Annotated in this window: 24 protein-coding genes; 10 read left to right on the top strand and 14 right to left on the bottom strand. The window is 67.3% G+C overall.

The window, feature by feature from the left end; genetic code table 11:
• Positions 1-68 precede the first annotated feature (68 nt).
• On the bottom strand, positions 69-2519 hold the full coding sequence (locus PUT80_RS06230) for a hypothetical protein (RefSeq protein WP_275291350.1): 2451 nt from the start codon (positions 2517-2519) through the stop codon (positions 69-71).
• 694 nt (positions 2520-3213) lie between these two features.
• Positions 3214-3453, bottom strand: a complete 240-nt coding sequence (locus PUT80_RS06235; protein WP_275291351.1) for an AMED_5909 family protein — start codon at positions 3451-3453, stop codon at positions 3214-3216.
• 180 nt (positions 3454-3633) lie between these two features.
• Here PUT80_RS06235 and PUT80_RS06240 point away from each other — a divergent pair, with 180 nt between their 5' ends.
• Both PUT80_RS06240 and PUT80_RS06245 read left to right on the top strand, forming a co-directional pair.
• The gene (locus PUT80_RS06240) at positions 3634-4401 is read left to right on the top strand and encodes a GntR family transcriptional regulator (RefSeq protein ID WP_037810519.1); all 768 of its coding nucleotides are present in this window, start codon (positions 3634-3636) and stop codon (positions 4399-4401) included.
• Positions 4402-4416: 15 nt separating this feature from the next.
• Complete coding sequence (locus PUT80_RS06245) at positions 4417-5082, top strand: YdcF family protein (RefSeq protein WP_037810518.1); 666 nt, start codon at positions 4417-4419, stop codon at positions 5080-5082.
• Here PUT80_RS06245 and PUT80_RS06250 read toward each other — a convergent pair.
• The 3 genes from PUT80_RS06250 to PUT80_RS06260 form a co-directional block, all read right to left on the bottom strand.
• A complete protein-coding gene (locus tag PUT80_RS06250; RefSeq protein ID WP_037810517.1) occupies positions 5075-5668 on the bottom strand; it encodes a TetR/AcrR family transcriptional regulator in 594 nt (197 codons plus the stop codon). The two genes, PUT80_RS06245 and PUT80_RS06250, sit on opposite strands and share 8 nt — an antisense overlap.
• A 4-nt stretch (positions 5669-5672) precedes the next feature.
• Positions 5673-6539, bottom strand: a complete 867-nt coding sequence (locus tag PUT80_RS06255) for an alpha/beta hydrolase (RefSeq protein WP_238604622.1) — start codon at positions 6537-6539, stop codon at positions 5673-5675.
• Positions 6540-6611: 72 nt separating this feature from the next.
• On the bottom strand, positions 6612-6974 hold the full coding sequence (locus PUT80_RS06260) for a helix-turn-helix domain-containing protein (RefSeq protein ID WP_275291352.1): 363 nt from the start codon (positions 6972-6974) through the stop codon (positions 6612-6614).
• Positions 6975-7056: 82 nt separating this feature from the next.
• Here PUT80_RS06260 and PUT80_RS06265 point away from each other — a divergent pair, with 82 nt between their 5' ends.
• Entirely contained in the window at positions 7057-7896 is an 840-nt protein-coding gene (locus PUT80_RS06265) for an NAD(P)H-binding protein (RefSeq protein WP_275291353.1), read from the top strand.
• A 3-nt stretch (positions 7897-7899) separates the two neighbouring features.
• Here PUT80_RS06265 and PUT80_RS06270 read toward each other — a convergent pair whose 3' ends face one another.
• Complete coding sequence (locus PUT80_RS06270; protein ID WP_275291354.1) at positions 7900-8298, bottom strand: transcriptional repressor; 399 nt, start codon at positions 8296-8298, stop codon at positions 7900-7902.
• Positions 8299-8416: 118 nt separating this feature from the next.
• On the opposite strand from PUT80_RS06270, the gene PUT80_RS06275 reads away from it, so the two are divergent.
• Positions 8417-8839 carry a Fur family transcriptional regulator gene (locus PUT80_RS06275; protein WP_134665034.1) on the top strand — a complete coding sequence of 141 codons (423 nt, stop codon included), beginning with the start codon at positions 8417-8419 and terminating at the stop codon, positions 8837-8839.
• Here PUT80_RS06275 and PUT80_RS06280 read toward each other — a convergent pair.
• The 4 genes from PUT80_RS06280 to PUT80_RS06295 all read right to left on the bottom strand — a co-directional run bounded on the left by PUT80_RS06280 (position 8836) and on the right by PUT80_RS06295 (position 13582).
• Positions 8836-10437 carry a DUF885 domain-containing protein gene (locus PUT80_RS06280; protein ID WP_275291355.1) on the bottom strand — a complete coding sequence of 534 codons (1602 nt, stop codon included), beginning with the start codon at positions 10435-10437 and terminating at the stop codon, positions 8836-8838. The two genes, PUT80_RS06275 and PUT80_RS06280, sit on opposite strands and share 4 nt — an antisense overlap.
• Before the next feature lie 121 nt (positions 10438-10558).
• Positions 10559-12007, bottom strand: a complete 1449-nt coding sequence (gene argG, locus PUT80_RS06285; protein ID WP_037810511.1) for an argininosuccinate synthase — start codon at positions 12005-12007, stop codon at positions 10559-10561.
• A gap of 78 nt (positions 12008-12085) precedes the next feature.
• Positions 12086-12436, bottom strand: a complete 351-nt coding sequence (locus tag PUT80_RS06290; RefSeq protein WP_275291356.1) for a hypothetical protein — start codon at positions 12434-12436, stop codon at positions 12086-12088.
• 63 nt (positions 12437-12499) lie between these two features.
• Positions 12500-13582 carry a glycosyltransferase gene (locus tag PUT80_RS06295; RefSeq protein WP_275291357.1) on the bottom strand — a complete coding sequence of 361 codons (1083 nt, stop codon included), beginning with the start codon at positions 13580-13582 and terminating at the stop codon, positions 12500-12502.
• A gap of 104 nt (positions 13583-13686) precedes the next feature.
• Here PUT80_RS06295 and PUT80_RS06300 point away from each other — a divergent pair, with 104 nt between their 5' ends.
• Genes PUT80_RS06300 through PUT80_RS06320 form a run of 5 tightly spaced genes read left to right on the top strand, consistent with a single transcriptional unit; the run spans position 13687 to position 16746 of the window.
• The gene (locus tag PUT80_RS06300; RefSeq protein ID WP_275291358.1) at positions 13687-13953 is read left to right on the top strand and encodes a hypothetical protein; all 267 of its coding nucleotides are present in this window, start codon (positions 13687-13689) and stop codon (positions 13951-13953) included.
• Complete coding sequence (locus tag PUT80_RS06305) at positions 13950-14876, top strand: FAD:protein FMN transferase (protein WP_275291360.1); 927 nt, start codon at positions 13950-13952, stop codon at positions 14874-14876. Before PUT80_RS06300 ends, PUT80_RS06305 begins: the two co-directional genes overlap by 4 nt.
• Entirely contained in the window at positions 14873-15436 is a 564-nt protein-coding gene (locus PUT80_RS06310) for a ferric reductase-like transmembrane domain-containing protein (protein ID WP_275291361.1), read from the top strand. The genes PUT80_RS06305 and PUT80_RS06310 overlap by 4 nt, the downstream gene beginning before the upstream one ends.
• A 3-nt stretch (positions 15437-15439) precedes the next feature.
• Positions 15440-16549 carry an NADH-ubiquinone oxidoreductase-F iron-sulfur binding region domain-containing protein gene (locus tag PUT80_RS06315; protein ID WP_238604626.1) on the top strand — a complete coding sequence of 370 codons (1110 nt, stop codon included), beginning with the start codon at positions 15440-15442 and terminating at the stop codon, positions 16547-16549.
• Positions 16546-16746, top strand: a complete 201-nt coding sequence (locus tag PUT80_RS06320) for a ferredoxin (protein WP_134665019.1) — start codon at positions 16546-16548, stop codon at positions 16744-16746. Before PUT80_RS06315 ends, PUT80_RS06320 begins: the two co-directional genes overlap by 4 nt.
• 308 nt (positions 16747-17054) lie before the next feature.
• On the opposite strand, the gene PUT80_RS06325 is transcribed toward PUT80_RS06320, so the two are convergent.
• Positions 17055-20036, bottom strand: coding sequence for a tetratricopeptide repeat protein (locus PUT80_RS06325; RefSeq protein WP_275291362.1), 2982 nt, complete (start codon positions 20034-20036; stop codon positions 17055-17057).
• Positions 20037-20227: 191 nt separating this feature from the next.
• Between PUT80_RS06325 and PUT80_RS06330 the strand changes: the two genes are divergently transcribed.
• Positions 20228-21442: a hypothetical protein gene (locus PUT80_RS06330; RefSeq protein WP_275291363.1), complete on the top strand. Its 1215-nt coding sequence runs from the start codon at positions 20228-20230 to the stop codon at positions 21440-21442.
• Between the two features lie 221 nt (positions 21443-21663).
• Here PUT80_RS06330 and PUT80_RS06335 read toward each other — a convergent pair whose 3' ends face one another.
• The 3 genes from PUT80_RS06335 to PUT80_RS06345 form a co-directional block, all read right to left on the bottom strand.
• Positions 21664-23610 carry a tetratricopeptide repeat protein gene (locus PUT80_RS06335; RefSeq protein ID WP_275291364.1) on the bottom strand — a complete coding sequence of 649 codons (1947 nt, stop codon included), beginning with the start codon at positions 23608-23610 and terminating at the stop codon, positions 21664-21666.
• Between the two features lie 111 nt (positions 23611-23721).
• Positions 23722-24093, bottom strand: coding sequence for a hypothetical protein (locus PUT80_RS06340; protein WP_275291365.1), 372 nt, complete (start codon positions 24091-24093; stop codon positions 23722-23724).
• Positions 24094-24310: 217 nt separating this feature from the next.
• Positions 24311-25579, bottom strand: a complete 1269-nt coding sequence (locus PUT80_RS06345; RefSeq protein WP_134665002.1) for an ATP-binding protein — start codon at positions 25577-25579, stop codon at positions 24311-24313.
• Between the last annotated feature and the right edge of the window lie 11 nt (positions 25580-25590).

Here is a 25590-nt window from a genome sequence, read left to right on the forward strand (position 1 = left end):
ACGATCCCCGATTCTGAGCTGATCACCTGATCCACGCATACGTCCCAGGCTAACAGCATGACAGGACCTCAGCTTTGCGACTGCTGACTACTTCGATCATTCCATCGTGCTGGATCAGCCTTGCGACCAGCTCGAGCTATGTCTTTTTGGAGTTGCGCACTGACCGAAGGCCATTCCCAGGAAAGTTCCGCACCTGAAAGCTGGGACCATTGCTGATCAAGATACTTTCGAAATTCCTCTGCTCTCATTAGACGGTCTGAGATTTCATGTATATCCCTAATTGATTCTCGATACTCATGATCAAGTATGGATGTATCAATGATAACCGCGTCAGAATATGCGAAGTAGTTGATGAGGTTTCGCACCGTGTAAGCCCCGACCGTGGTGATCCGATAATGCTTCTGAATTCGGTCACCGGACTCGCGAGGTGCGGTATCTATCAATCTCTTGATTTGTGCGTACTCAAGGGCGCTCGAAATCTGGTCGACGTCGAACCCAAGACTTTGGCCGAAGCTGTAGACGTCATCGACGGTAACGTAGCCTTCCTTTCCGATCTTATCGCCGGCCACTTGGATATGGCTCACCAGTAAAGGCTTGAGAAAATGCTCCTTCGGATCCGGCTTTGTGATACTGAACAAGTTTGCCACGGGTGAGGAGTCGGGGTCGTAATACACGCCCTCCCCGTAAAGAATTGCTCGCATGAACTCATGTAAAGGAATGGAGTAGTAGCCTTCCCGGATATATACTTGGAGAATCTTGCGGGTATCGATATGGCCACTTCCGATAAACGAGGTCACGAACCGGAGCGCTAGCCGCATGTTTCCACCTGCTAGATTATCTATAAAGCCCAACACGTTGCGGTTGTTTTGAAAATTTTGATCCAGCACCGACAAGAAATTGACCAAATTTTCACTGCTTACAGATACGTGCTCGAGGATGTCGCCTTGGTTACCGCTTCCGTCTAATTGGCGAAGCGCAAATGCCACCCTTTTGCGCAGCATTACGTCCGCGCGTGGAGGTGAGATCGTAAAGACTCGCGGGAGATATCCAGATAGAGCCCCCTTTCTTGAAGATTGGTTAAACGTTTCGGGTCGAAGGGTGACGAAGACCGTGCAAGGCCAAGTGTTTGCAATCTCGTTCGAGATCAAGAAGACTTGCTCTTGATCTTCACTGCTCCGCTGGTCAATGTTGTCCAAGAACATTACTATCTGGCGTTGCTTCTTTTTTCGCAGGTACTCAAGACTGATCTTCAAATGCTCAGAACCGTTGAGTACGCGACCGTGTAGAAATTTCAGTTTCTCTTTCTCGTACTCCGCTGGGTCGATCGAGCGAAGCCGACCCATGACGCCACGATCGAACCGTTCAATATCACTCTTGTAAACCAAGTCAACGAAATCGGCATCCTCAATATCTATGCCGTGATTATTTAGAAGCTGTCTCGACGACTCGTCAACGACGTGACTATCGAGCGTTTCGAGCGTAGTTGAAGCGCCTAAATCGATGTAGAGCGTAATGGCGTGGTCAAAAAGATCGCGCGCATCTACATGGATCAACTTTTGAATAAACGTTGTCTTGCCGACTCCGACATCGCCGAGTAGGACAATTGGACGACGAGACATCGCAGCGGCGAGAATATCTTTTGACAGCTGGGGGCTTAGGCCCTTTTTGCTATATACGGGTGCAGTTTCTGCGCCGATATCGTCAGTTAGCATGGCGTATCGGGTCTGAAGAATCTGCCTGCTAACCTCTGCGTACTGCGACAATGCCCCACTGCTTGCGTAGCAATCCTTAAGGAAATCTGCCTTGAACGCATCTTGTCTAACGACATCCTGCAAAAAGAGTTCACTGAGCACTTGGAGCCCAACCTGCAGGTCGTTTCTACGTTTTACTCCTGGATAGCTGCTCGCCTTAAATGCAAGTGGCTCTGGTGGTCGCGAATCAGTCAATCGAAGAAGGCTCTGCAAATTACGATCGTCGATTCCGGCGGGGGAGAGGCTGTCCCACAAGAGGCGATAATTGTCCAGCATCGACTGGAGGTCTGGAAATACGAGTGCTTTGCCCGTCAGTGGCGGAATTCCGTCAGTTCGTATTGCAATGAAGGCGACCAGTTGGTGTCCATTTGCTATCGCAGCCGGTGCCACGCCTTTAGTGGTGCAATATCGAGAGACTTGGTCCATTGCGGCACGTAACTGTTTTCCTTGTGGTCCATCAGTTATGCTGGATATGCTATGCGCGCCAGCGACTACGCCGGCCGGAAGTTCGAAGTATATTCCTTCTCTCTTTGCTTCGACAATCAACTGGATCCCTGGCGAACCTATCGCATAATCGATCCTATCTGATCCAGCAGGCTCCTCGGCTCGTACAGCAGAACGGGGCCATCGCAGCACATCGATCAGCAGTGTATCGATGATCTGTAGGCGTGTAGAGGCCTCGTTTCGATGCCTTCCATCCGCAGTGCTGGCCTGCCCTTCTATAAGTTGTTCGATGGCCAGCTTACCTTCGTCGTAGTCTCGAGACACCGGTTTCCTTGCGCGTAGTAATTAGTTAAACTTTTAAGTCGTCCAATGCATTCTGGGTCGCTTCACGGCAATCGGTGCCGAACTTGGCTCTATGGGATCAAGGCGTCGCCGCCGGCGGCGCGGGGTAGCGCGGTGTTCGGCGGGTCCGCCCGGTGCGACACGGACGGCCTGCCGTTCCGCTCCGGCCACAGGCGGCCCGCCGGAGGTGCGGGCGAGCGCAGCGCCGCCGTCGACGGCGAGTGATCCAAAGAGGCGCATGCGGGCAAAGTCGCCCCGGCGGTCCAGGCCGTTACAGCCCGCTCGTCACCGGTGGCGGCCCGCTTCCTCGTCGGCGATCGTTTAACACCGCCTCGACGTCATCAAGGCGCCTGACGGCGTCGCCGCACGATGGTCGCGAGCGCCCACCCTCGACGGCACTGAGACGGTGCTAAAGGCAGCGGGGACGAGGATGACGGGTTAGCCTGGCCGCCACTCGGACAGCGGGCAGGACGACGAGGGCTGAGCCGTCGTGGGGTCGTCAGGCGTCGAGATCGGTCCGGGCGCGACCGGACAGGATGAGAAGCAAAACAGCAGGTTAGAGGCGGTCTACCAAAGGGTGCGCCGAGGTGGAACAGACCCCCTGGATAGTTTATGAACCAGAAGTCGATTCGGCTTTGAGCTGAAGCGGTCCACGGACGGTGAAGTCTCCTATGGATTAATTCCGGCCTTCCTCGGGCGGCGGGGAAAACCGGGCAGCCTGACGCTCCTCGTAACCGGCCCAGTAGAGCGCTTCGTGGTGATGCCAGCGGTCGTAGTCCGCGACAGTTTGATACATCCGCGCGTTCGCGAGATGGAAGGCCGCCCAAGTCGCACGGGTCGCGTTGGATGCTGGACGCCGGGCTGTCGCAGCGGAGTGCGCGTCGTGCAGTGTCGCGGGTTCAGCTTTGTTCGCCATGGTCCATGCCCTTCCGCTGGCACGTTTGGTTGCTGGAGCCTGCGAGGCGAGGCTCTGGAGTAGAAGTAGTTCTATTAGGCGCGCGGTCGACTAGGTTGTCAATAGAACTACTTCTATCTAGGCTGACGGGCCAGGACGTTCTGATACCGCTAGCGTTATCGCCGCACGGAGGAGGATGACGTGGGCATTGGGTACCGTGACCTGGCCGCGAGCCTGCGCGACGCGATCCAGCGAGGCGAATACGCACCGGACTCGACGCTGCCGAAGCAGGAGGAACTGGCTCAGGAGCACGGCGTCAACGTCAACACAGTGCGCAAAGCCGTAAGTGTCCTCGAGGCTGAGGGGCTGGTCACGCCGGTCCGGCGCCGCGGCACTGTCGTTCGCGCGCGTCCGCCGATGAAGCGTCTCGGTGCTGATCGCTACGCCAAGAGCAAGTGGAAGTACGGCGAAACGGTCGCGTTCGTCGCTGACCGCGAGGCGTCCGGTCGCGAATGGAAGCCCGCCGATCAGACGCAGACCGTCGCCCGGATCGAAGCTGATGCGGAGATCGCCGAAGCCTTGGGCATCGAGGTCGGCTCGCCCGTTTATGAGCGTGCGCGCCTGGTCAAAGATGCGGGCCATCCGACGCACATCCTCTCCAGCTACTACCGTCCGGAAGACGTTGAAGGCACTCGCCTCGTCGACGAGACGCCGGGGCCAGCGGGGCGAGGCGGAGGCTTCCTGGTCCTCACCCTGCAGGGGCTCGAACCCGACACGATCAGCGAGACCGTCTGCTCGCGCATGCCCACGCCCGTCGAGATCGAGACGCTGGAACTCCCCGCGGGAGAACCGGTGATGGTCTTGGAACGCCGCACATTCACGGCCAAGGGCCGGGTCGTGGAGTTCGCGCGCGGCGTCCATGCGGCGAGCCGGTTCTCCTGGTCCTATACCTTCAAGATCCCCGACTGACTCCGGAGTCCTCGCATGCCTGAGCGCTCGACCACCGTGCCGGAGCACCTCCGCACCGACGTCCAAACGCTCTGGGATTACCACGACCTGCACCACGAACTCCGGCCGACGGACGTCGGGATCGGCCTGGGCAGCCACGACCTCGGTGTCGCTACTTACACAGCGGAGCTGTACCACCAGGGCAGCTTTCCTCGGATCGTCTTCACCGGAGCCAATGCGCCGACAACCGTGGAGCGATTCCCTCGCGGCGAAGCCGTGCACTACCGGGAGCGCGCGTTGGAACTGGGCGTTCCCGACGGCGCGATCCTCGTCGAGCCCACGGCCCGCAACACCGGAGACAACATCACGCGAAGCCGTGAGCTGCTGGCAGCACACGAGATAGAGATCAAGTCTGTCACGCTGATCTCGCGCCCCTACCAGCAGCGGCGGGCATACGCGACGTGCAAGAAGCTCTGGCCTGACATCGACGTTCTCTGCGCCTCCCAGTCATTACCGCTGGACGAATACGTCCGGAGCATCGGCGACGTGGACCGGGTCATCACCATGCTGGTCGGCGACACGCAGCGGATAAGCCTCTATGCCCAGCGAGGATTCGCGATACCTCAAGACCTTCCGGATCAGGTTGAGCGAGCGTTCGAGAGCTTGGCAGCACACGGATACACCGCCCGGCTCCTCACCTAGGAACCAACAACCCGCTCAACCACCCAGCGAACACCTGCTGCACATCCCCCCGCACCCGCCCCGGGTCGTCGGCGTGCGCGATCATCCTCGCTGCCTCCATCACCGCCGCCAAGACCAGCTGTGCCAAAGCATCCACCGGCGTATCCACAATCAACCCGGCATCCCGCGCAGCCGTCAGGTGCTCCGCGACCAGCCCCAAGCCGTACTCGGCCTCCAGATCGCGCCAGGCGTCCCATCCCAGCACCGCCGGGGCGTCGGTCAGCGAGATTCGCCGGACATCGGGGCGCAGGCAAGCATCCAGGAACACCCCCAGCGCGGCTGAAAGACCCGAAAGCGGATCCGGCGCACCGTCAAGGACGTCCGAGACCTCGACGGTGAGTTCGCGTTCCAGTACTTCGACGACGGCCCGGAACAGGCCCTGTTTGTCGCCGAAGTGGTGGTACAGCGCGCCCCGCGTGACGCCTGCCGTGCGCGTGATTTCTTCGGCCGGCACGTCGTGGTAGCCGCGTGCGCCGAAGAGGTCTCGGGCGGCCTTGATCAGTGCGGCTCGCGTCGCGTCGGAGCGTTCTTGCTGGGTACGTCGCACGCACCTAATCTGCCATGGCGGCGGCGAAGCGCGTGATGTGCCCGGCCAGTGCGTCCGGCTGATCCTCCGAGACGAAGGTGTACGAGTCCGCGACTTCGACCAGTTCCGCGTCCGGCAGCACCTCCGCCAGGCGGTGCGCGAGGCTGATCGGGAACAGCTTCTCCTCCGGCGGCCAGACCAGCAGTACCGGACGCTTGAACTGGCGCAGTTTCTCCGCCGCGGCGAGGGTGTGCTTCGAGTCGACGGTGCGCAGGAACTTGCGCAAATCCCTTCGCAGACCAGGGGATTTCCGCAGTTTGCCGAGATACTCCTCGGCGACGTCCGGCGGCAGTGGGCGTTTCGTGACCCAGCCGAACAGCAGCGGCAACCGGTACAGCGCCTTGATCCGCAGCAACTGGCCGAGCACCGCCATCGAACCCGGCACGCGGGCGAGCACCGGCAGCGGCTGGAAGATCGGCGGGAAGAAGTACTCGAAGCTGTCCGACGGCGTCAGCACGACCCGGCCGACCCGTTCCGGATACCGCGCGAGCAGCAGTTGCGTGATGGCGCCGCCGGTGTCGTTGGCGACCAGGATGACGTCTTCCAGGTCCAGTGCGGTGAGGAAGTCTCCGAGGAGGGTGGCGAGGCCGGCGGCGCTGAGGTCGGCGTCCGAGCGCATCGGCACCGGGTGCGCGCCCAGCGGGAGATCCGGGGCCAGGCACCGGAATCCGGCGTCCGCGACGGCCGGGACGACCTTGCGCCACAGCAGGGCATTGGTGAGTACGCCGTGCACGAAAACGACCGGACGGCCGTGTCCGCGCTCGAAGTACCGGAGTTCGCCTTGGGGGAGGTTGACGTGCCGGGCAGTGCCCAGGTCTTCGTATGCGCTCATGCTGGCGAAGATACATACATGCAGTCTGTATGTAAATTACCTCTGGGGTAATGCGGGGCCTGACCAGGGCGGTTACCGGGCGTCCAGCCGCCGGGTGATCCGGTCGAACAGGTCGTCCAGGGGTTCGCCGAGGTCCTGACCGAACTCGGTCAAGCCGTAGGTGACCTGAGGCGGGGTGGTCGGCTCGACGTGCCGCCAGACGAGGCCGTCCTCGACCAGTGCGCGCAAGGACTGAGCGAGCATCTTCTCGCTGATGCCCCGGATGCTTTCGCGCAGTTCGAAGAACCGGAGTTCCTTGTCCCGCAACGAGATCAGGATCCAGATGCCCCACCGGCTGGTCACGTGGTCGATCACGGCACGCGCGGGGCAGTCGGTGTGAAACACCTCATAACGCGGCGTCGGGACGGCCGGGGTGAACTGCGCGCTTCCTGTCACGTATCGAGCTTACCGAAAGGTATGTCCTTACGAAGAGTAAGCGGATCGGCCTAGCGTCGGCGGCCTACGAAGGGAGCTGTTCATGATCGTGGTGACCGGGGCGACCGGAAACATCGGCAGGCCGTTGGTGCGGGCGCTCGCCGACGCGGGCGAGCAGGTGACGGCGGTGTCGCGGCGGGCCGCCGGGGTGCCGGAAGGGGTCCGGCACGTGGTGGCCGACCTGGCGGATCCGGCCAGTCTCGAACCCGCGCTGACCGGGGCGAAAGCGTTGTTCCTCTTGCTGTCCGGCGATCTGCACGCGGTCGGCGCGAACCCCGCCGATCTCGTCGCGAAGGCCGCGGATGCTGGGGTGCGCCGGGTTGTTCTGCTGTCGACTCTGGGCGTGGCGACCAGGCCGTTCGGCACGACGCGGATCGCGATGCGCGAGCTCGAGGACGTCGTGCGCGAATCGGGGCTGGACTGGGTGCTCCTGCGGCCGGGCGGGTTCGCCTCCAACGCGCTGTGGTGGGCGGAATCCGTTCGCACGCAAGGAATTGTCGCCGCGCCGTTCGGCGACACCGGGGTGCCGATCATCGACCCGGCGGACATCGGCGAGGTCGCTGCGGCTTGCCTGCGCGACGACCGGCACGTCGGCGGCGTGTACGAGCTGACCGGGCCGGCGGTGATCACGCCGCGTCAGCAAACGGAGGCGCTGGCCGCCGCGCTGGGCAAACCGGTGCGGTTCCGGGAGCTGACCCGCGCCGAGGCCAAGGCGGGCATGATGCAGAGCATGCCGGGCGAACTCGCCGACGACACCTTGGACATCCTCAGCTCGCCGACTCCGGCCGAACTGCGCGTGAGCCCGGACGTCGAACGGATTCTCGGCCGCGCGCCGCGGTCCTTCGCCGACTGGGCGGCCCGCAATATCGCCGCGTTCCGCTGAGTCTTACTCAGCCGGATCGCAGCGCGAGCACAGGCCGGACACCGCTTCCTCGGCGGATTCCGTCGGCGTGCCGGGGATCGCCTCCAGCCGGCCGCATTGGCGGCACAGCAGATGCTGGTGGTCGAAGCCGGAAAGTTCGTAGCGCTGCGCGACGCCAACGTGGTCGAAGCGGTGGACGAGACCGGCGGTGACGCCGGTGGTCAGCACGTCGTGGACGCCCCTCGTGGACGCCATCGACAGCCGTTCGCGGACCAGCGGCAGCAGTTCCGCGACGGTGACGTGCGGGTTTTCGGCCAGCACTTCCAGCACGACCTGCCGGGCGGTCGTCACGCGCAGGCCGGCGCGCCGGAGCCGGGTTCCGGCGTCGGCGCTGGACGGAATGGGTGCGGAGGTCGTGAGCACGCCTCCTTTGTAGTCCCTAAAGTTGATCCAGTCAAATGTAAGAACGGGTCAACTCTGAGACTGTGAGCCAGTGCACGCCAGAATTGATTCGGTCAAGTCTGGGGGTACGATCCGGGCCATGGACGAGTTCGGGACGCGGTTGCGCGACAAGGGTCTGCGCAACACGCCGCAGCGGCGTGCGGTGCTGGCCGCGGTCGCGCGGACCCCGCACGTCACGGCCGCGGAAATCGCGACGGTGCTCGACGCCGACGGGGCCGTCGGCGCGTTGTCCAGGCAGGGCCTCTACAACGTGCTCGACGACCTCGTCGGCGCCCGGCTGCTGCGCCCGCTCGAACCGGCGGGCTCGCCCGCGCGGTTCGAACTCGAAACCCACGACAACCACCACCACCTGGTCTGCCGCGGCTGCGGCCGGATCCAGGACGTGCCGTGCGCGATCGGAGCCGCGCCGTGCCTCGAACCCGGTCCGGTGCCCGGTTTCCGGGTGGACCAGGCGGAGGTCACGTGGTGGGGGATGTGCGCGGAGTGCGAGGCCAAGGCTTAACGCAGCGCGTCCTGCAGCGCCGCGAGCCCGACCGGGCCGACGGCCAGCGCGTCCTCGTGCCACTGGCGCAACGTGAACCCGGGTTTGGCGGCGGCTTCGGCCCGCGCCCGCAGCCAGGCGCGTTCGCCGATCTTGTACGAGATCGCCTGGCCCGGCCAGCCGAGATAGCGCACGATTTCGGCGTGCACCCGGTGTTCGGCGGCCAATCCGCGCTCGTGCAGGAACCGGCACGCGGTGTCGAAGTCCCAGCGGGAACCGTCCGGCAGCGGCAGATCGAGGTGCGAGCCGAGGTCGATCACGACGCGCGCGGCCCGCAGCGCCGAACCGGCGAGCATGCCGAGCCGGGTGCCGCGTTCGGAGAACCAGCCCAGTTCGTCGGCGAGGCGTTCGGCGTACAGCGCCCAGCCTTCCGCGTGTCCGCTCACTGAATGGACGCGCGCGTAGCGGCTCACCGAGTCCCCGGCGAGGCCCGCGACGCCGATCTGCAGATGGTGTCCGGGAACGCCTTCGTGGAACACCGTCGTCAGCTCAGACCAGGTCGCGAAGCGTTCCCGTCCGCCCAGCGGCCACCACGTGCGGCCGGGACGGGTGCCGTCCTCGGCGGGGCCGGTGTAGTACGGCGAACCCGACGCGGAGCCGTACGCGAGCACGACGTCCAAGGCGCGCAACGGTTCCGGGATGTCGAAGTGCTCGCTAGCCGCTTCCAGCGCCCGGTCGTGCGCCGCACGTAGCCAGTCCAAATAGGACTCTTCACCGTCCACCGCGCACTCTTTGTCCAGCAGCGCCAACACTTCCGCGACGCTCGCGCCAGGCTGGATTTTCGCCACCTCGGCGGCGATTTCCGTTTCGATGCGCTGAAGTTCCGCCCAGCCCCATTCGTAAGCCTCGGCGAGATCCAGGTCCGCACCAAGGGAAAGCCGGGCCGCGACGGCGTAGCGTTCCGCGCCGACACCGTCGGTTTCGGTGGCGTGCGGGGCGTAATCCTCGCGCAAGAAGCGGGCGAGCGCCGCATAACCGCGGTGGGCGGCGTCGGCACCGGCGCGCAGCTCGGCAGCCTGCGGTCCGTCGCCGTACTCCTCGACGAGTGCATTGTGGACACCGGCGTACCGCTCGGCTTGCGCTGCTGTTTCCAGCGCCTGGCGGCGGGCCGCGCGCAGGCCGCGGTCGAGACCGGCCTGCAGCGTCTTCTGCCAGCCGGCGAGCATCGTTTCGACGCCGGTCATCCGGACCGCGACGACGTGCCAGTCGTCCGCGTCGCGGCGCGGCAGCAGCCGGACCGAATCGGCGATCGAGTTCAGCGTGCCGAAATGCGCCTGTACCCGGCGAAACGGCTCGTCCAGCTCGTGCCAGGCCAGTTCGGCCTCGAGGCTGTTCCGCAGGTGCGCGGACGCGATCCGGTCCGCCCGGGACTCGGGGGTCAGCGTCGCGAGAGCGGCGAGCGTGCGCCGGGCCAGGTCGGCGCGGGCCGCGAAACCGTCCGGGGTGAGATCAGTGAGCGCGGTCGCGTCCGTGGTCACGCCGTCCAGGGTCGCGGCGATCGGGTCGAGCGCTGCCTCAGCCGTGACGTGGTCGGCGGAGAGCTGAAAAATCGGGGTCACGCCGCCACGGTAGCCGGGAGCCGCCGCCCGAATATAGAGACGTTCGCGGGGTGCGGACGCTGGTATAGAGAGAGAATGCCCGCGCCGGTACGCCGACGCGGGCATCCGCGGGAGAAAAGCCTCAGTCCGTGCCGGACTCCATCGCGGCGCGGTCGAGCAGCTCGACGTCGTCGGCCCGGCCGCGGGACGCGATCGTCTCGGCCCCGCCCTCGGGCATCGCGCCGATCAGGCCGGTCGAGGCCGCCTGCGCGGCGCCGATCAGCTTCGGGTGCGAGGTGCCGCCGACCATGCCGAGGCTCGCGTACTGCTCCAGCTTGGCGCGCGAGTCGGCGATGTCGAGGTTCCGCATGGTCAGCTGGCCGATCCGGTCGACGGGGCCGAACGCGGAGTCCTCGGTGCGCTCCATCGACAGCTTGTCCGGGTGGTAGCTGAACGCCGGGCCGGACGTGTCGAGGATCGAGTAGTCCTCGCCGCGCCGCAGCCGCAGCGTGACCTCGCCGGTGATCGCGGTGCCGACCCAGCGCTGCAGCGATTCGCGCAGCATCATCGCCTGCGGGTCCAGCCAGCGGCCCTCGTACATCAGCCTGCCGAGGCGGCGGCCTTCGTTGTGGTAGCTGGCGATGGTGTCCTCGTTGTGGACCGCGTTGACCAGCCGCTCGTACGCCGCGTGCAGCAGCGCCATGCCCGGGGCCTCGTAGATGCCGCGGCTCTTGGCCTCGATGATCCGGTTCTCGATCTGGTCGGACATGCCGAGCCCGTGCCGCCCGCCGATCGCGTTGGCCTCAAGGACCAGCTCGACCGAGGTGCCGAACTCCTTGCCGTTGATGCTCACCGGACGGCCCTGTTCGAAGCCGATCGTGACGTCCTCGGTCGCGATCTCGACTTCCGGGTCCCAGAACCGCACGCCCATGATCGGCTCGACGATCTCGATGCCGGTGTCGAGGTGCTCCAGCGACTTCGCCTCGTGCGTGGCGCCCCAGATGTTGGCGTCGGTGGAGTAGGCCTTCTCGGTGCTGTCGCGGTAGGGCAGGTTGTGCGCCTGCAGCCACTCCGACATCTCCTTGCGGCCGCCGAGCTCGCCGACGAACGCGGCGTCGAGCCACGGCTTGTAGATCCGCAGGCCCGGGTTGGCCAGCAGGCCGTAGCGGTAGAACCGCTCGATGTCGTTGCCCTTGTAGGTGGAGCCGTCGCCCCAGATCTGGACGTTGTCCTCGAGCATCGCGCGCACCAGCAGGGTGCCGGTGACCGCGCGGCCGAGCGGGGTGGTGTTGAAGTAGGCCCGGCCGCCGGTGCGGATGTGGAAGGCGCCGCAGGTCAGCGCGGCGAGCCCCTCTTCGACGAGGGCTTCCTTGCAGTCGACCAGCCGCGCGAGCTCCGCCCCGTAGGCGTGCGCACGGCCGGGGACGGACGCGATGTCGGGTTCGTCGTACTGGCCGATGTCGGCGGTGTAGGTGCACGGAACCGCACCCTTGTCGCGCATCCACGCCACCGCCACGGACGTGTCGAGGCCGCCGGAGAACGCGATGCCGACCCGCTCGCCGACGGGAAGGGAAGTGAGCACCTTGGACATAGGAATGATTATGCACGACTGTGTATGAACGTGCATCCCCGGGTGGTGTGAACTCGCTCTCGCGGGTATTCGCGCAGGTCACCGTTCGTACAGCCGCCGGCGCCACCACGCGGAGGCATGCCAGAGGCTGAGGGACCAAGCTGTCGGGTCGGGCAGGGTTCGCCGCCGGAAGTCGTCGTCGAGGGGAGCGAGGATCCGGCGCAGTTCCGCACGGTCGCGGAGGGGGAGGACTCGCAGGGCGGCGTCCAGGTCGTCGCGGGCGTCGACTGGATCGCAGCACGAGCAATCGGACAGCGGAAGATACAGCCAGCGGCCAGGCTGGCGAAGGAAGCTCCGGTACCGGTCGAGTGCTGGGGAAACGCGTTCGGCCCACAGATCGCGGGCCTCGGGCTGGTCGGCGCGCAGCGCGCCGGGCGTCCTACGAGGCATTGCCCCTTCGGGTCGACATCATGCCGTGAGGATGCCATATCCCGCTGATGAGCGCGGCAGTGTTCAGTAAGTCCGGCCCTTCCACCCAGTCCGGCGACGGGCGGAGTCGATCGTCATGAGCGTGTACAGCGCCGCAGTGAACGGCAGCAACAGCCCCGCGACCAGTGGCTGCCGGTAGTAACGAGCGACGGGGACGAACGTCGCCGCCATCAGCAGCCACGCGAGGGCGGCCTGCCACGAGCCGGCCAGGGCGAGCGCAGGCGGGGCGAGGAAAACGGCGATCATCCCGACGACCGTCCCGGCCAGCAGCAGCGGCGAATGCCGGAGCTGGGTGTAGGCGCTGCGGGCGACCATCTGCCACAGGTCCGCGAGCCGCGGGTACGGCCGGACGCTCCAGACCTTCGTCGCGTAACCCAGCCAAATCCGGCCGCCCGCGGACGCAATGGCACGGGCGAGTGCGACGTCGTCGATGACCGCACCGCGGATCGCGGCGATTCCGCCGGCGCGTTCGAGCACTGAGCAGCGGACGAGGACGCAACCGCCGGCCGCGGCGGCGGTGCGCCAGCGCGCGGAGTTCACGCGGCGGAAGGGGTAGAGCATCGCGAAGAAGTAGACGAAAGCGGGCACGATCAGCCGCTCCCAGAACGTCGCGGTGCGCAGAACGGCCATTTGCGACACCAGATCCCGGCCGCTGGTCGCGACGAGAGTTTCCAGCGAATCGGGAGCGTGTGCGATGTCGGCGTCGGTCAGGAGGAGGAAGTCGACGTCTCCTGCCTCGCGGACGCCGTGTGCGACGGCCCAGAGTTTCCCGGTCCAGCCGTCCGGTGGTTCGCCGGGGCTTGTGACGGTGAGCGGGAGTCCATTGGGGACAGTCAGCGCGCGGGCGACTTCCGCGGTGCCGTCGCTGCTGCCGTCGTCGACGAGAATCACTCGCGCGTCGCCGGGATAGCTCTGGCGGAGCAGCGTGGGCAGGGTTTCCGGCAGCAGTTCGGCCTCGTCGCGGGCTGGTACCACGATGGCGACGGACGGCCAGCGTTCCGGCCGGACGGGCTCGGGCAGTCGCTGGTCGGTGCGCCAGAACCAGCTGTGGCACAACGCGAGCCCGGCCCACACCGCCAGCGTCGCCCACGCGAGGACCGTGCTCATGCGCGGAGTGTAGTGACTGGCAGCAAACTGACAGGTCGCTCCCAGCGGACTCATAGATTCGCGGCTGAGACTGGGTGTTCCCACCACCGGAGAGGACACCCGGCATGGACCCGGACATCACGAGAAGGCAAGCGGAACGGGCACGCGTCCGGCACCGGACCGCGCTGGTCACGGCGGTCGCGGCGGTGCTCGGCGTCGCGGCGGCAGGCGGGATCGGCTACGGGCTGACGGCGGCCGGTTCGACCAGCGGCACCACCTCGACCGACAGCGGGACTGGGTCGAGCACTTCGGATCAGGACCAGTTGCAGGTGCCCGCGCAGGATCCCGGATCCGGCTCCGGCCAGGCGCACACCGGCTCGGGTGCGTCGTGACCGGGCCGTACTCGGCGGCGTTTCCCGCGCTCGGCACGACCGCGCGGGTGCTCGTCACCGAGGAAGCCGCGCTCGGCCCGGCGACTGAGCTGCTGCGGACGCGGCTCGCCGAACTCGATCGGGCATGCAGCCGATTCCGGACGGATTCGGAAATTTCGGCCCTCCACCGCGCCGCGGGCCGGGAAGTGGCGGTGAGCCCGCTGCTCGCCGACGCGCTTTCAGCTGCGTTGCGGGCCGCGTGGCTGAGCGGCGGCTTGGTCGATCCGACGGTGGGCGGGTCGATGGCGGCACTCGGCTACGACCGGGATTTCGCCGAGATCACCGACGGCCCCGCCGCGGCGCCGGTCCCCGCGCCGGGTTCGCATTGGGTGCTGTTCGAACCGGCCCGCCGGATCGTCGTGTTGCCGCGCGGCGTGATGCTGGACCTCGGGGCGACCGCGAAAGCGTTTGCCGCGGACCGGACCGCCGCCGAAATCGCCCGCCGCACCGGATGCGGCGTGCTGGTGAACCTCGGCGGCGACATCGCGGTCGCGGGCCCCGCTCCGGCAGGCGGGTGGAAGATAGCGATCGGCGACGACCACACCGACTCGGTCGACCATCCGGACACGACGATCACACTCACCAGCGGCGGCCTGGCGACCTCCGGCGTCGCCCGGCGGACCTGGCGACGCGGCGGGCGCGTGGTGCACCACATCGTCGACCCACGCACCGGCGAATCGGCGGATCCGTGCTGGCGGACGGTATCGGTAGCGGCACAGTCCTGTGTGGACGCCAACACCGCGAGCACGGCGTCGGTCGTGCTGGGCCTTGCCGCGTTGGACTGGCTGAGGTCGCGCGGGCTGCCCGCGCGACTGGTGAGTTCGCGTGGCGCCGTCCGGACTACCGCCGGTTGGCCGGAGGATCGCCGGGAGCGTGCGTCGTGAGTTCCGCGCTCTGGTACTTCAGCCGTGCCACTGGAATTGTCTCGCTGGTGTTCTCGACGGCCGTGGTGGTGCTCGGTTTCCTCAACTCCGGACGATTCGCGACCCGGCGCTGGCCCCGCTTCGCCCTCGCCGACCTGCACCGAAACCTCGCCCTGGCCAGCCTCGTCTTTTTGGGCGCACACATCGTCTTCGCGGTCGTCGACGGCTATGTCGACCTCAGCTGGCTTTCCGTTGTCGTCCCGTTCGTCTCGGGCTACGAACCGTTCTGGATCGGCATCGGCGCGGTAGCAGTGGATCTGCTGCTCGCCATTGTTGTGACGAGTCTCCTGCGGACTCGTATCGCGCCGCGGTTCTGGCGCGCCGTGCACTGGCTCGCCTACCTGTGCTGGCCAGTCGCGCTCGCGCACAGCGTCGGCCTGATCGCTTCCGACAGCGCCCGCCCGCTGCTCATCGCGCTCGACATCGTGTGCCTGATAGCCGTTTTGGCGGCCGCGAGCGTGCGGTTCGGCAGCACCAGCCCCGACACCGAGGCCCGCCGCCTCTCTCCCCTCCAGAGGTGACTCGTGCTACTTCCGTTGCACCGTAACAATCTTGCCGCCCACCTGTCCGTCCATGGTGGACTCCCCGCTTTGGATCGCGACGCCTTGATCCACGCAATCGACACCGCCGGTATCCGCGGCCGAGGCGGCGCTGGCTTCCCCGCCGCGGCGAAACTGCGCTCTGTCGCACCAGGACGGTCCATTGTGGTCGCCAACGGCTGCGAGAGCGATCCCTTCAGCAGCAAGGATCGCGCTCTCCTGGAGCTTGCGCCACACCTGGTACTGGACGGTATCCAGGTCGCCGCTCACGCTGTCGGCGCTACCGAGGCTTATCTTTGCCTGCACGGAGAAAACCGAAGCGTAATGGCAGCTCTGGCCGAACGTCGCGACGCAGTTCCGGTGAAGGTCGTCGCAGTCCCGCCCCGATACGTCGCCAGCGAAGAAACCGCGCTAGTGCATTTCCTGGCCACCGGCGACGCCCGCCCGACCGGCAAATCCCCCCGCCCAACCGAACGCGGCCTGCGCGGACGCCCGACGCTAGTCCAGAACGTCGAAACCCTGGCCCGCTTCGCGCTCGTCGCCCGACCTGGCGCGGACCGCTCTGTCCACACAGACCTGGTGACCGTCACCGGAGCCGTCGCCAGCCCCGGCGTACTGGAAGTCCGAGCCGACACCCCGATCTCCGCAATCCTCGCCCGCGCCGGCGGTTCTGTTACCGCACAAGCAGTCCTGATCGGCGGCTACGGCGGCACCTGGATGCCTCGCGCCTTGGCCGACCCGTTGCCGCTCGGCCGTGAACCGGGCTTGTCCTCGCTGCACCTGCTCCCGGAACCGAACTGCGGCCTGGAGCTGACTCGGAATATTCTCTTTGCCCTGGCTGGAGAATCAGCCCGCCAATGCGGCCCGTGCATGTTCGGATTACCGGCCATCGCCGCGGATTTCACCGACCTGCTGTCCGGAAGGGACGCAACCGGCCGCCTGGCCCGCCGCCTCCCGCTCCTCAGCGGACGCGGCGCGTGCGCCCACCCGGCCGGAGCTGTTCGCCTAGCCGCAAGCGCGTTACGCGTCTTCGCCGCCGACGTCCACGCACACCTCACGATCGGCTCGTGCCGGATGATGGCAGGTGCGGCATGAACCGCCTGACTGTGGACCCGATCGCCTGCCGCGCACACGGTTTGTGCGCGGACGTACTGCCAGAACTGATCACAGTGGACGAATGGGGTTACCCGGTAGTACGCGGGGAATCGGTGCCCGAATCGCTGCTAGCCGAGGCCCGAAGAGCGGCCGCGGCTTGTCCGGCGCTGGCGTTGCGGCTACGGAAGACGGATTAATCGCAACGCCAGCTCCCTATTTAGCAGCTGTTCAACAACGCCACCAATCCTTGATGGCCCCGATTACCATCACGGCCAATGGTGCAGCGGCGATCACAGCTGAGACGAGCGACTGCAACGAATCTCCTCGGCGAACTAGGTAGACTTTTCATGTTTCTCGTAACATGGATATCGTTACGGCTAGGCTACCTGGAATCCTCTGCGAACGATCTTCAGGGGTTACCCAAAGTATGTCGGCAAATGCAGACAACCTCAGAAGACTGATCTTGCCGTACGGACGAGTGAACCGTTTCGGCGCCCCCGCTTTTTCAGCCGCGGCGGATTACGGATCGGCGCGGCGAAGGCATGGCCACGGTGCTTTCCCCGTCGCTCTCGCCGTCCCTGGCCTGCGGAATCCGGTGCGGATCCCGGGCTGTCGCCAGTCGCTCCTCGACGCGGTCGGCCTTGGCGTCCTTGCCGCGGCCGCGGTAGAAGGCGGCGGCGCGAGTCCAGGCGTCGATCGCGTCCTCGCGGTTCCCGCGTGAGTAGAGGATCTCGGCGAACGCCTCCAGCGCCCGCGCCTGTCCGGTCGCGTTGTGCGCCCGCTCCGCCAGTTCGACCGCTTCCTGCGACAGCCGCAGCGCCGCTCGGTCGTCTCGTTCCGCGGCGGCGAGCCGGGCCTGCACGGTGCGCAGCCGCATCCCGGCGGTGAGGTCGCCGGTGATCTGGGCTTGCGCCAGCGCGCAATGCCGGCGGGCGACCGCGAATTCCTCCTGGCCGAGGTGGAGTTCGGCCAGCGTGGTGTACGTAGCGGCTTGGCCGGACACGTCGCCGGTGAGCGCTCGCAGGTGGAGGGCGCGGTGATAGTGCGGCAGCGCCCGCTCGTACTGGTCGAGTTCGGCGAGGGTTTCGCCGAGGTACTGCTCCGCCTTGGCCTCGCGGACCGGGTCGCCGTTGCGCTGCGCGTGCGTGATGCAGCGGCGGAACAGCGCGATCGCTTCCGCGTGGCGGCCGGTCTGCCGGTGGAGGCGGGCCAGGTTGATGGTGATCGTCAGCTTCGCGATGGGTGATTCGTCGTCGATGGCCAGTTCCAGCGCCCGGGCAAGTGCTTCCTCGGCCGCTTGGTGGTTGCTCAGCGTGAGGTGCAGCTCCCCCAGATCGTTGAGGGTCGACCCTTCCGCATGAGAGTCGTGGTTCGCGCGCGCGGCGCGGGCCGCGATGGCCAGCCCGGTGGTCATCTCGTCGTAGAAGCCGTAGACGACGAACGTGTCGTGCATGAGATGCGGAAGCACGCAGGCGTAGTCGAAGAGCCGGTGCTTCTCGGCGAGCGCGGCGAGTGCGGTGAGGTTGGTGCGTTCGCGGAGGAACCAGCGGTGCGCGGCGGTCGGCGTGTCGAACTGCGTCGGGCGGATGTCCGGCTCCGGGTCGAGCCGCGGCGGCCGGTCGCGGTGCGGGTGCGCCATCCGGTGCGCGTTGTCCGCGGTGCTGCAATAGTGCGAGAGCAAGCGGCGCAACGGTTGCGGGTCGTCGTTCTGCGCGCTCAGCGTCTGCGCGTAACGGTGGAAGATCGAGACGATCCGGTACCGGTCTGTATCGCCGGGCTGGTCGATCAGGTGCAACGCGACCAGAGTCTCGAGCGCCCGCCGGGTTTCCGCGGCGGGACGTCCGGCCGCGGACAGCAGGGTGTCCACGTGGATCTCCGCACCGGGGTGGTGGCCGAAGAGCCGGAAAACAGCTTGGCTCGGCGGTTCGAGCGTGTGGTACGACGAGGAAAACGCCGTGCGCAGGCTCTGGTCATCGCCGTCGTCGCCGATGCTCAGCAGCATCTCGGGATCGCGCAGCTGGTCAAGCATAGTGCTGAGACTCAGCCCCGGACGGCGAGCAGCGCTCTCGGCAATCAGGGTGAGCGCGAGCGGCAAGCCGTCGCAGAGGTGGGCGATTCGGCGGGCCGCGTCGGGTTCTCGTTCGCCTCGGCCGTTCAGGCGGCGGACGAACAGTTCCAGGGAATCGCGGTCGTCGAGGCGGTCGAGGCTCAAGGCCGCGAGTTCGTGTCGCCGGGTGAGTGCGCCGAGCCTGCGGCGCGAGGTGATGATCACCGAGCATTCGGACAGCACGTTCAGCAGCTGGTCGACGTGTCCGGAGTTCTCCGCGTCGTCAAGGATGACCAGGATGGACCGGTCGGTGAGCTGCTGACGCAGCACAGCGGCGCGGGCGGTCGCGTCTACCACGTGGTCGACGGGGTAGCTGAGTTCCTGCAGGAGCCGGTCGACGATGTCGGTCGGTTCGAGGCGCGGTGCCGGGCCGAAGCCGTGCAGGTCGAGGTAGATCGTCCCGCCGGGGAACCAGTCCGCGGCGCGGTGTGCCCAGTGGACGGCGAGGCTCGTCTTTCCGATTCCGGGCGGGCCGCTGAGCACGACGGCGGGCGAGCGGGTCGGCGAGCCTGGGCGGAGCCACTGGTCCAGCGTGTCCAGTGCGCGGGTGCGGCTGATGAACCCGCGGAGGTCGCGGGGGAGCGGATGCGTCGGCGGCGCGGCCCGGCGCACCGGGGCGGCCGGCGGGTTTTCGTGGCGGTCCCGGAGTTCGTCGTGGAAGGCGCGCAGCATGGCCGTGGCGGTGTCGTCGGCGGCGTCGCGGAATCGCCGGTGTGCGTCGAGGTAGTGGGCCTGGGCCTGCTCGGACTGCCCGAGCGCGTAGTAGATCTGGAGCTGGAGCTTGACGAAAGCCAGGCGGCTGGCGTGTTCGGGGGCCAGATCCTGCATCCGCCCGGCGGCCTCGTCGGGACGGCCGAGCGTCAGCAATTGGCTCGTCAGGAATTCTCGCGCGGGAAGCAACATGGACTTTATTCGGTCCTCGCGCCAATTGTCCGCGCGTTCGGTGCGGAGCTCCGGCAGCGGTTCATCACGCCATAAGGAAAGAGCGGCTTCGGCTGATTCGCAAGCCGCTTCATGATCGCCGGAACTCGCCGCGGCGTGTGCTTTCCACATTGTTTTCCGAAAGACCGCGACATCCACGAGACCCTCGTCGAGGTCGATCAGGTAACCGTCGCCGGATCGCGCGACCGTGGCGTGCACGTCCGCTTCTTCGAGGGCGGGACGCAGCCGGTGCACCGCCTTGTACAGGGCTTCTTGCGGGTTTCCGGGCAGGTCGTCGTCCCAGAGCCACGAGATGAGGGTGTCCTGGGAAAAACGCTGGCCCGGCCGGGTGAGCAGGATTCCGAGAATATTCCGGGTTTGCCGCTGGCCCCACTGCTCGCTCATCTTCCCGTGCATCCGCACCGCAGTCTGCCCGAGAATTCCGTAGGCGAAGTCCATTCGACGCCCCTCCCTCGTCGATTGCCTAGTTTCGCATTTATCCGAGGGATCGGCGACCGCTTTCGGGATAAGGATCATCCAGGGAATTGTCTTGTCCGGTTTCGGTCCGCTTTGTGTCCAGCGGCGGGAAGTCCCCGGTCAGGACCGCGCCGCAGCCTCGGTTCGTCGGTTTCCGGACGGAGGGGATGAAGATGGCGCACGACGTGTGGGTACGCGGTCCGATCGGTCTCGACGCCGCGTCGCGGGTGACTCGGCCGGGGTGCCGGACCGTGCTGGCGGTCGTTCCGACCGTGACGGCGGGGACGCGGCTGGTCGAACTGCTCTCGCTGCTCGAACGGGACTTGCGGGTGCAGGTGATGTTCACCGTGCCGCACAGCACCGACCGATGGGCCGGGGTCGAGGAGTACGTGCGGGCGCAGCACGGGCTCCTGCTGCCGTGGGAGCAGGCGGTGGCGCACCGGTTCGATCTGGTGCTGGGGGCCAGTCACCGGAATCTCGACCAGGTGCGCGGACCGCTGATGCTGATCGGACACGGTGTCGGGCAGGTCCCCGGCCGTCGGTTCAGCCGGAAGGCAGGCGGTGCGACGTTCGAAACGACCGAGCTGGACCGGGAGTTGCTCACGTTTCGCGGGCGAGTGCTTCCGGCGGTGCTCGGCCTCGGTACTGAAGCAGAGGTGGAAGTACTGCGCGAGCGGTGTCCGGAGGCGGTGCCCGCGGCCGTCGTGGCCGGGGATATCTGCCTGGACGGGATGCGGGCGGCGAGCGGGCACCGGGAGCGATACCGGCGTGCACTGGGCGTCGGCTCGCGGCGGCTGGTGGTGCTGAGTTCGACCTGGTTCACTGACTCGGCGTTCGGCCGCGTCCCGAAGATGTACGAAGCGATCGCGAACGCGCTGCCGGACGACCGTTACGCGGTGGCGGCGGTTTTGCATCCAAACGTCTGGGCGGTGCACGGGCGGCGTCAGGTCGCGGCCTGGCTCGCCGGATGCCGCGGACTGCGGGTGATCCCGCCCGAGCAGGGATGGCAGGCGACGATGATTGCGGCTGACTGGGTGATCGGCGACCACGGCTCGACCACGGGTTACGCGGCGGCCATCGGCAAGCCCGTGACACTCGCGTCGCTGCCGGACGGGCGGCCGCAGGCCGGGAGCGTTGCGGACGTTGTGCGGGCGCACGCGAAACCGCTGGACCTGGACGCGCCGCTCGAAGCCCAGGAAGAAGCCGCGATCGCGGTGGCTCCGCGGCTGGCCGCAGAGGTGCTTCCGGTCGCGAGCACGAGGCTCGACTGTTCGGCGGGGATCTTGCGGTCGGCGATGTACCGCCTGCTGGAGTTGTCCGAACCGGCCACGCTGGCGTATCCGCCGTTGCCCGCGATGCCCCAGCCGCTGCCCGGGTGGGACGCGTGACCGCCGGCGTCGCGCGCGTGCGGCTCGCGTTGCCGGGGCGTCGCGCGCTGCCGGTGCTGGTCGCCGACGTCGATCGCGCCGGGCCGCGGTGCTCGGCCGAGGCGGACGTCGTGGTCCAGTGCAGTACTCGGGCCGCGACGAGAAGCGAGGCTGACGAACTACGGGCGGAGTGGCCGGGAGCGATCGCGGCGGCGGTGTGCTGGCCGGGCGGCGTGGCGTGGTCAGCGCGGCGGCTCGGCGGAATCTCCGCTGAGGCGGCGGGCCTCGTCGAGATGGCGCTGGGCGCTTGCCTCGTCGCCGTGACCGCGTTCGAGGTCGGCGAGCGCGGTGAGGACCTCGGCCTGGAAATGCGGTGACTGGAGGCGTGTGACGCCTTCGAGTGCCTTCAGGAGTTCGGTGCGCGCCCGGCGGTAGTCGCCCCGCCGGGCGTGGACCGCGGCGAGCGGGATGACCGCGCGCGCGTGCTGGATGTCGTCGCCTTCTTCGGCAAGGATGGCGGTGGCTTCGGTCAGCTCGCGCAGTGCTTCCTCGTCGCGCCCCAGCTTGATCAGGACTTCGCCACGCCGATAGCGGGCCTGGCCGACGCCGCGGGGAAGACCGACCTCGGCGTGCTTTCGGGCGCTGCGCTCGTACAGTTCAAGCGCGCCTTCCCAATCTTGCTGTCTTCGCGCGTTCCTGGCGAGCCGCGCCAGCGCGGAGGCCTGGGTCGGGCCGTGCTGCTCTCGTTCGCCGATCTCGAGAGTCACGGCATTGTGCGCGGCGGCTTCGTCGTAGTGGCCGAGCTGGTCGCAGACAAAACCGGCCTGGCTGTGCATCCGGGCTTCCACCAGCGGCTGCCCGCATCGCCGAGCCGCCTCGATCCCCGCCGTGCACAGGTCCAAAAACGGTTCGTAATCCCGGTAGTGCAGGAAGAATCCCCACGACGCTTCGGCGAGTTGCCACAGTTCCTCGTCCCACCCGTGTGCCGTGGCGGCTTTCGCGACGGCGTTGATGACCGGCCGGTCGCGGCGCCACCAGGTCACCGCCTGGTCGCGGTCGGCGAAAGATGCCGTCGCCGCAACGGTTTCGGCCGCGAAGGTCGGGCGGAACGGGTGGATGAGCGCGCTCGCGGTGACGGTTTGGTCGCGGTACCAGCGGATGTAGCGGCGGACGAGGTAGTGCCGGTCGGCCTCGGCGTCCTGGCGTTCGGCGCGTACGCGGGCGTCGTGGCGGACGACGTCGTGCTGTGCCACGGTTTCGTCCTCCAACTCGTGGAGGAGGTTGGCTTCGATCAGCTCGTCGACGGCGTCGTCCAGATGGGCGGGCGAGCTCTGCAGCGTGTCGGCGAGCGCGTCGACGGCGTGATGCGGGCCGGGCAGGATGCCGCAGGTTCGGTAGAGCCGGGCCGCCGAGTCGTCGAGCGCGGCGTACGAGGCGTCGAAAACCGTTGCCAGATCAGTAGAACCGCCTAGGCGTCGAGCACGTCCGCGGCGGGCTTCCTGGTGCGGGTTGCGTCTTGGCCGGACGCGCAGCCTCGCTCCGGTGATGGTGAGGGCCAGCGGGAGACCGGCGCACGCGGTCAGCAGGTTTTCCGCGTCCTCCTGGCTGATCTGCCGTTGCCCGGCCCGGCGGACGAGCACCTCGCGGGCCGGTCTGTCCGGAAGCGGGCTCAGCGGAAGGATTTCCGCGCCGTCCAACGCGAGGCTGGTCAGCTGCGACCGGCTGGTGACGAGCACGAACGCGTGCGCGCTGGACGGCAGCACGGCGCGGGCGTCGGCGCTGTGCACGACGTCGTCGAGCAGCACGGCGAACCGGCGATCCGCGGTCACCGCACGGAATTCGGCGGCCCGCTGAGCGAGCGAGGCCGGGATGTCGTCGGCGGGAATGCCCAGTGCGGCAAGGAAACCGTGCAGTACGCCGCTCGCGGATTCCGCGGTTTCGGAGCCCTCGGCGGAAAACCGCGCGCAGAGGATGCCGTCGGGGAACTGGGTGCGGTGGGTGTGCAGCCAGTGCAGGGCGAGGGCCGTTTTGCCGATCCCGCCGACCCCGGTGAGCACGACGACGGACGGGGCGGGGTCGGAGCGGAGCCGGATTTCGTCCAGCCGGTCCAGTTCCGCGTTGCGGCCGAGCAGTACGGACGGCGCGGGCGGGAGCTGGACCGGCGCCCGCACCGGTCTGTCGGACGTCACCGCCCCTGGCCGCGCTTCAGTCATTCCACACCCCCCATTATTCCTCCTTACCCGCTCCGGATGGCGAATGAAATGAAAAGCGTCAGGAATCACCCACCCCCGGGGGAAGGATCAGTGACGGGGGGTATCGGGCTTGCGCCGATCGAGAGCGTTCTGGCCGCCATGCGGGCGGATCGTCACCTTTTCCCGCAGCAGCAAGCGACGGATCGTGCCATAGGACGCCTGATGCGCGTCCGCGATGCTCTGGATGGTCGAGCCGGCTTCGTATTCCCGGACTATCCTCGGCACGTCGAGTTCGCGGCGCACGCCCTGGCGGATTTCCGGCAGCACCGCGCCTTCCTGCCGCAGCAGCCGTCCGGTCCAGCTCAGGGACAGGCCGTGTTCCCTGGCGATCTCGGTGATCGACGCGCCGGCCCGCCAGGATTCCAGCATCCGGCGATTCCGCTCGATCCGATTCGTGCGTGCCTCGTCCGGCGTGTCCATGCAGGCGCTCCCGCTGCTTGGCCCGAAGGTGCTCGACCCTCCATTATCGGCGTCGCGGAGCGGGAATGTGAACCTACGAACGGGGTGCATGCGCGGGAGGGTGTTTGTCCGCAATTGGTGACACCAAGCGGGCGAGCTGAATTGAATATTCAGCAAATGGAGCAGGAAGCTCCGGAAAGCGCAACGCTTCCCCGGAAGCGGGGTGGAATCCGCCGCGTCAGTGCGGCACCCACAGCGTGACCCGGGTGCCGTTGCCGGGCGTCGATTCCACTCGTCCGGTGCCTCCGACCTCCGCCAGCCGGGCTTCGATCGACTGCTGGATGCCGAACCCCGGACCCCGTTCGCGCACGTCGAAGCCGCGGCCTTGGTCCCGCGCGACCACCGCGGTCCCGCCGTCGCGTTCCTCCACCCGGAGTACGACGCGGCTCGTCCCGGCGTGTTTTACGGTGTTGCGCAGGGCCTCCCGCACCGCTTCGCACATCGCGGTGCGCCGGTCAGCGGAAAGGCGGTCGTCGTCGGCGAAGTCGGCGGCTACGAGCTGGGTCCGCAGGCCTTCGCGGGCCATTTCGGCGGCGACGTCGGCCAGTTCGACCACGAAGCTGCGCCCCTTGCGCGGTTCAATGGGCTCGGTGATGCTCCGGCGCAGTTCGGCCGCCTCGGCGTGCGCGACCGAGCGCAGCTGGGCCAGCCGTTCGGCGGCGTGGTCGGCGTCGTCGGACGGGGCGATGGCGAGCGCTTCCAGGGTCTGCAGCACGCTGTCGTGCAGCAGCCGCTGGGTGCGCCTGCGTTCGGCCTCCTGACCGCGGCGCAAGCCGATGTCCAGGGCGAACCGGGTGCCGACGCCCAGCAGCACCAGGATCCCGCACGCCACCACGATCGACACCGCCAGCGCGACCAGGCAGCCGATCGACCGGCTGAGCGCGAGCGGATCGTCCAGCCGCAGCCCGCCCGCCACGGTCAGCAGGACGCGCACCGGCACCGCCGCGGCGAGCAGCAGCACGGCCGCGGGCAGCCCGGACGTCCCGGCCCACATCGCGACCGAGCCGACCAGCCACGTCCAAGTGACGTCGATCGCGAACGGCTGCACCGCGTCCGGGGCCAGCACCGCGATCAGCAGGTTCAGCGCCAGCCCCGCAGCGAGGTCGACGGTGAGCACCCGCCGCGTGCGCCGCGCGGGCAGGCCGCCGGAGCGCAGCAGCCACCACAGGAACCCGGCGTTCGCGGCGACGCCCAGCGCGGCCGCGGGCAGCACCGGGAACAACCCGGTGCTGCCGTTGGCCGCGGCGAAACCGATGAACACCTTCACGAACGCGGCGATCCGGTAGGCGACCGGGACGACGACCCAGTACCGCGCGGCGCGCGCCAGCGTCGCGTCGCCGACCTCGGCGAGGTCCCCGCCTGCGTCCGGCCGCTCCGGCGGGCTGCCGCGGTGCAGCAGCGTCCGCACGAATTCCCGCCTCGGTACGGCAAAACCCGGTACGGGCATCGTCCCTCCCC

Origin of the sequence: Amycolatopsis sp. La24 (genome assembly GCF_029087445.1) — a bacterium.
Classification (GTDB): Bacteria; Actinomycetota; Actinomycetes; order Mycobacteriales; family Pseudonocardiaceae; genus Amycolatopsis; species Amycolatopsis nivea.

Bases quoted from the DNA above. Each gene is read 5' to 3' on its own strand.
- PUT80_RS06235 (WP_275291351.1), bottom strand. From the start codon at position 3,453: ATGGCGAACAAAGCTGAACCCGCGACACTGCACGACGCGCACTCCGCT.
- PUT80_RS06245 (WP_037810518.1), top strand. From the start codon at position 4,417: ATGCCTGAGCGCTCGACCACCGTGCCGGAGCACCTCCGCACCGACGTC.
- PUT80_RS06255 (WP_238604622.1), bottom strand. From the start codon at position 6,539: ATGAGCGCATACGAAGACCTGGGCACTGCCCGGCACGTCAACCTCCCC.
- PUT80_RS06265 (WP_275291353.1), top strand. From the start codon at position 7,057: ATGATCGTGGTGACCGGGGCGACCGGAAACATCGGCAGGCCGTTGGTG.
- PUT80_RS06275 (WP_134665034.1), top strand. From the start codon at position 8,417: ATGGACGAGTTCGGGACGCGGTTGCGCGACAAGGGTCTGCGCAACACG.
- argG (WP_037810511.1), bottom strand. From the start codon at position 12,007: ATGTCCAAGGTGCTCACTTCCCTTCCCGTCGGCGAGCGGGTCGGCATC.
- PUT80_RS06290 (WP_275291356.1), bottom strand. From the start codon at position 12,436: ATGCCTCGTAGGACGCCCGGCGCGCTGCGCGCCGACCAGCCCGAGGCC.
- PUT80_RS06295 (WP_275291357.1), bottom strand. From the start codon at position 13,582: ATGAGCACGGTCCTCGCGTGGGCGACGCTGGCGGTGTGGGCCGGGCTC.
- PUT80_RS06300 (WP_275291358.1), top strand. From the start codon at position 13,687: ATGGACCCGGACATCACGAGAAGGCAAGCGGAACGGGCACGCGTCCGG.
- PUT80_RS06320 (WP_134665019.1), top strand. From the start codon at position 16,546: ATGAACCGCCTGACTGTGGACCCGATCGCCTGCCGCGCACACGGTTTG.
- PUT80_RS06325 (WP_275291362.1), bottom strand. From the start codon at position 20,036: ATGGACTTCGCCTACGGAATTCTCGGGCAGACTGCGGTGCGGATGCAC.
- PUT80_RS06330 (WP_275291363.1), top strand. From the start codon at position 20,228: ATGGCGCACGACGTGTGGGTACGCGGTCCGATCGGTCTCGACGCCGCG.
- PUT80_RS06340 (WP_275291365.1), bottom strand. From the start codon at position 24,093: ATGGACACGCCGGACGAGGCACGCACGAATCGGATCGAGCGGAATCGC.
- PUT80_RS06345 (WP_134665002.1), bottom strand. From the start codon at position 25,579: ATGCCCGTACCGGGTTTTGCCGTACCGAGGCGGGAATTCGTGCGGACG.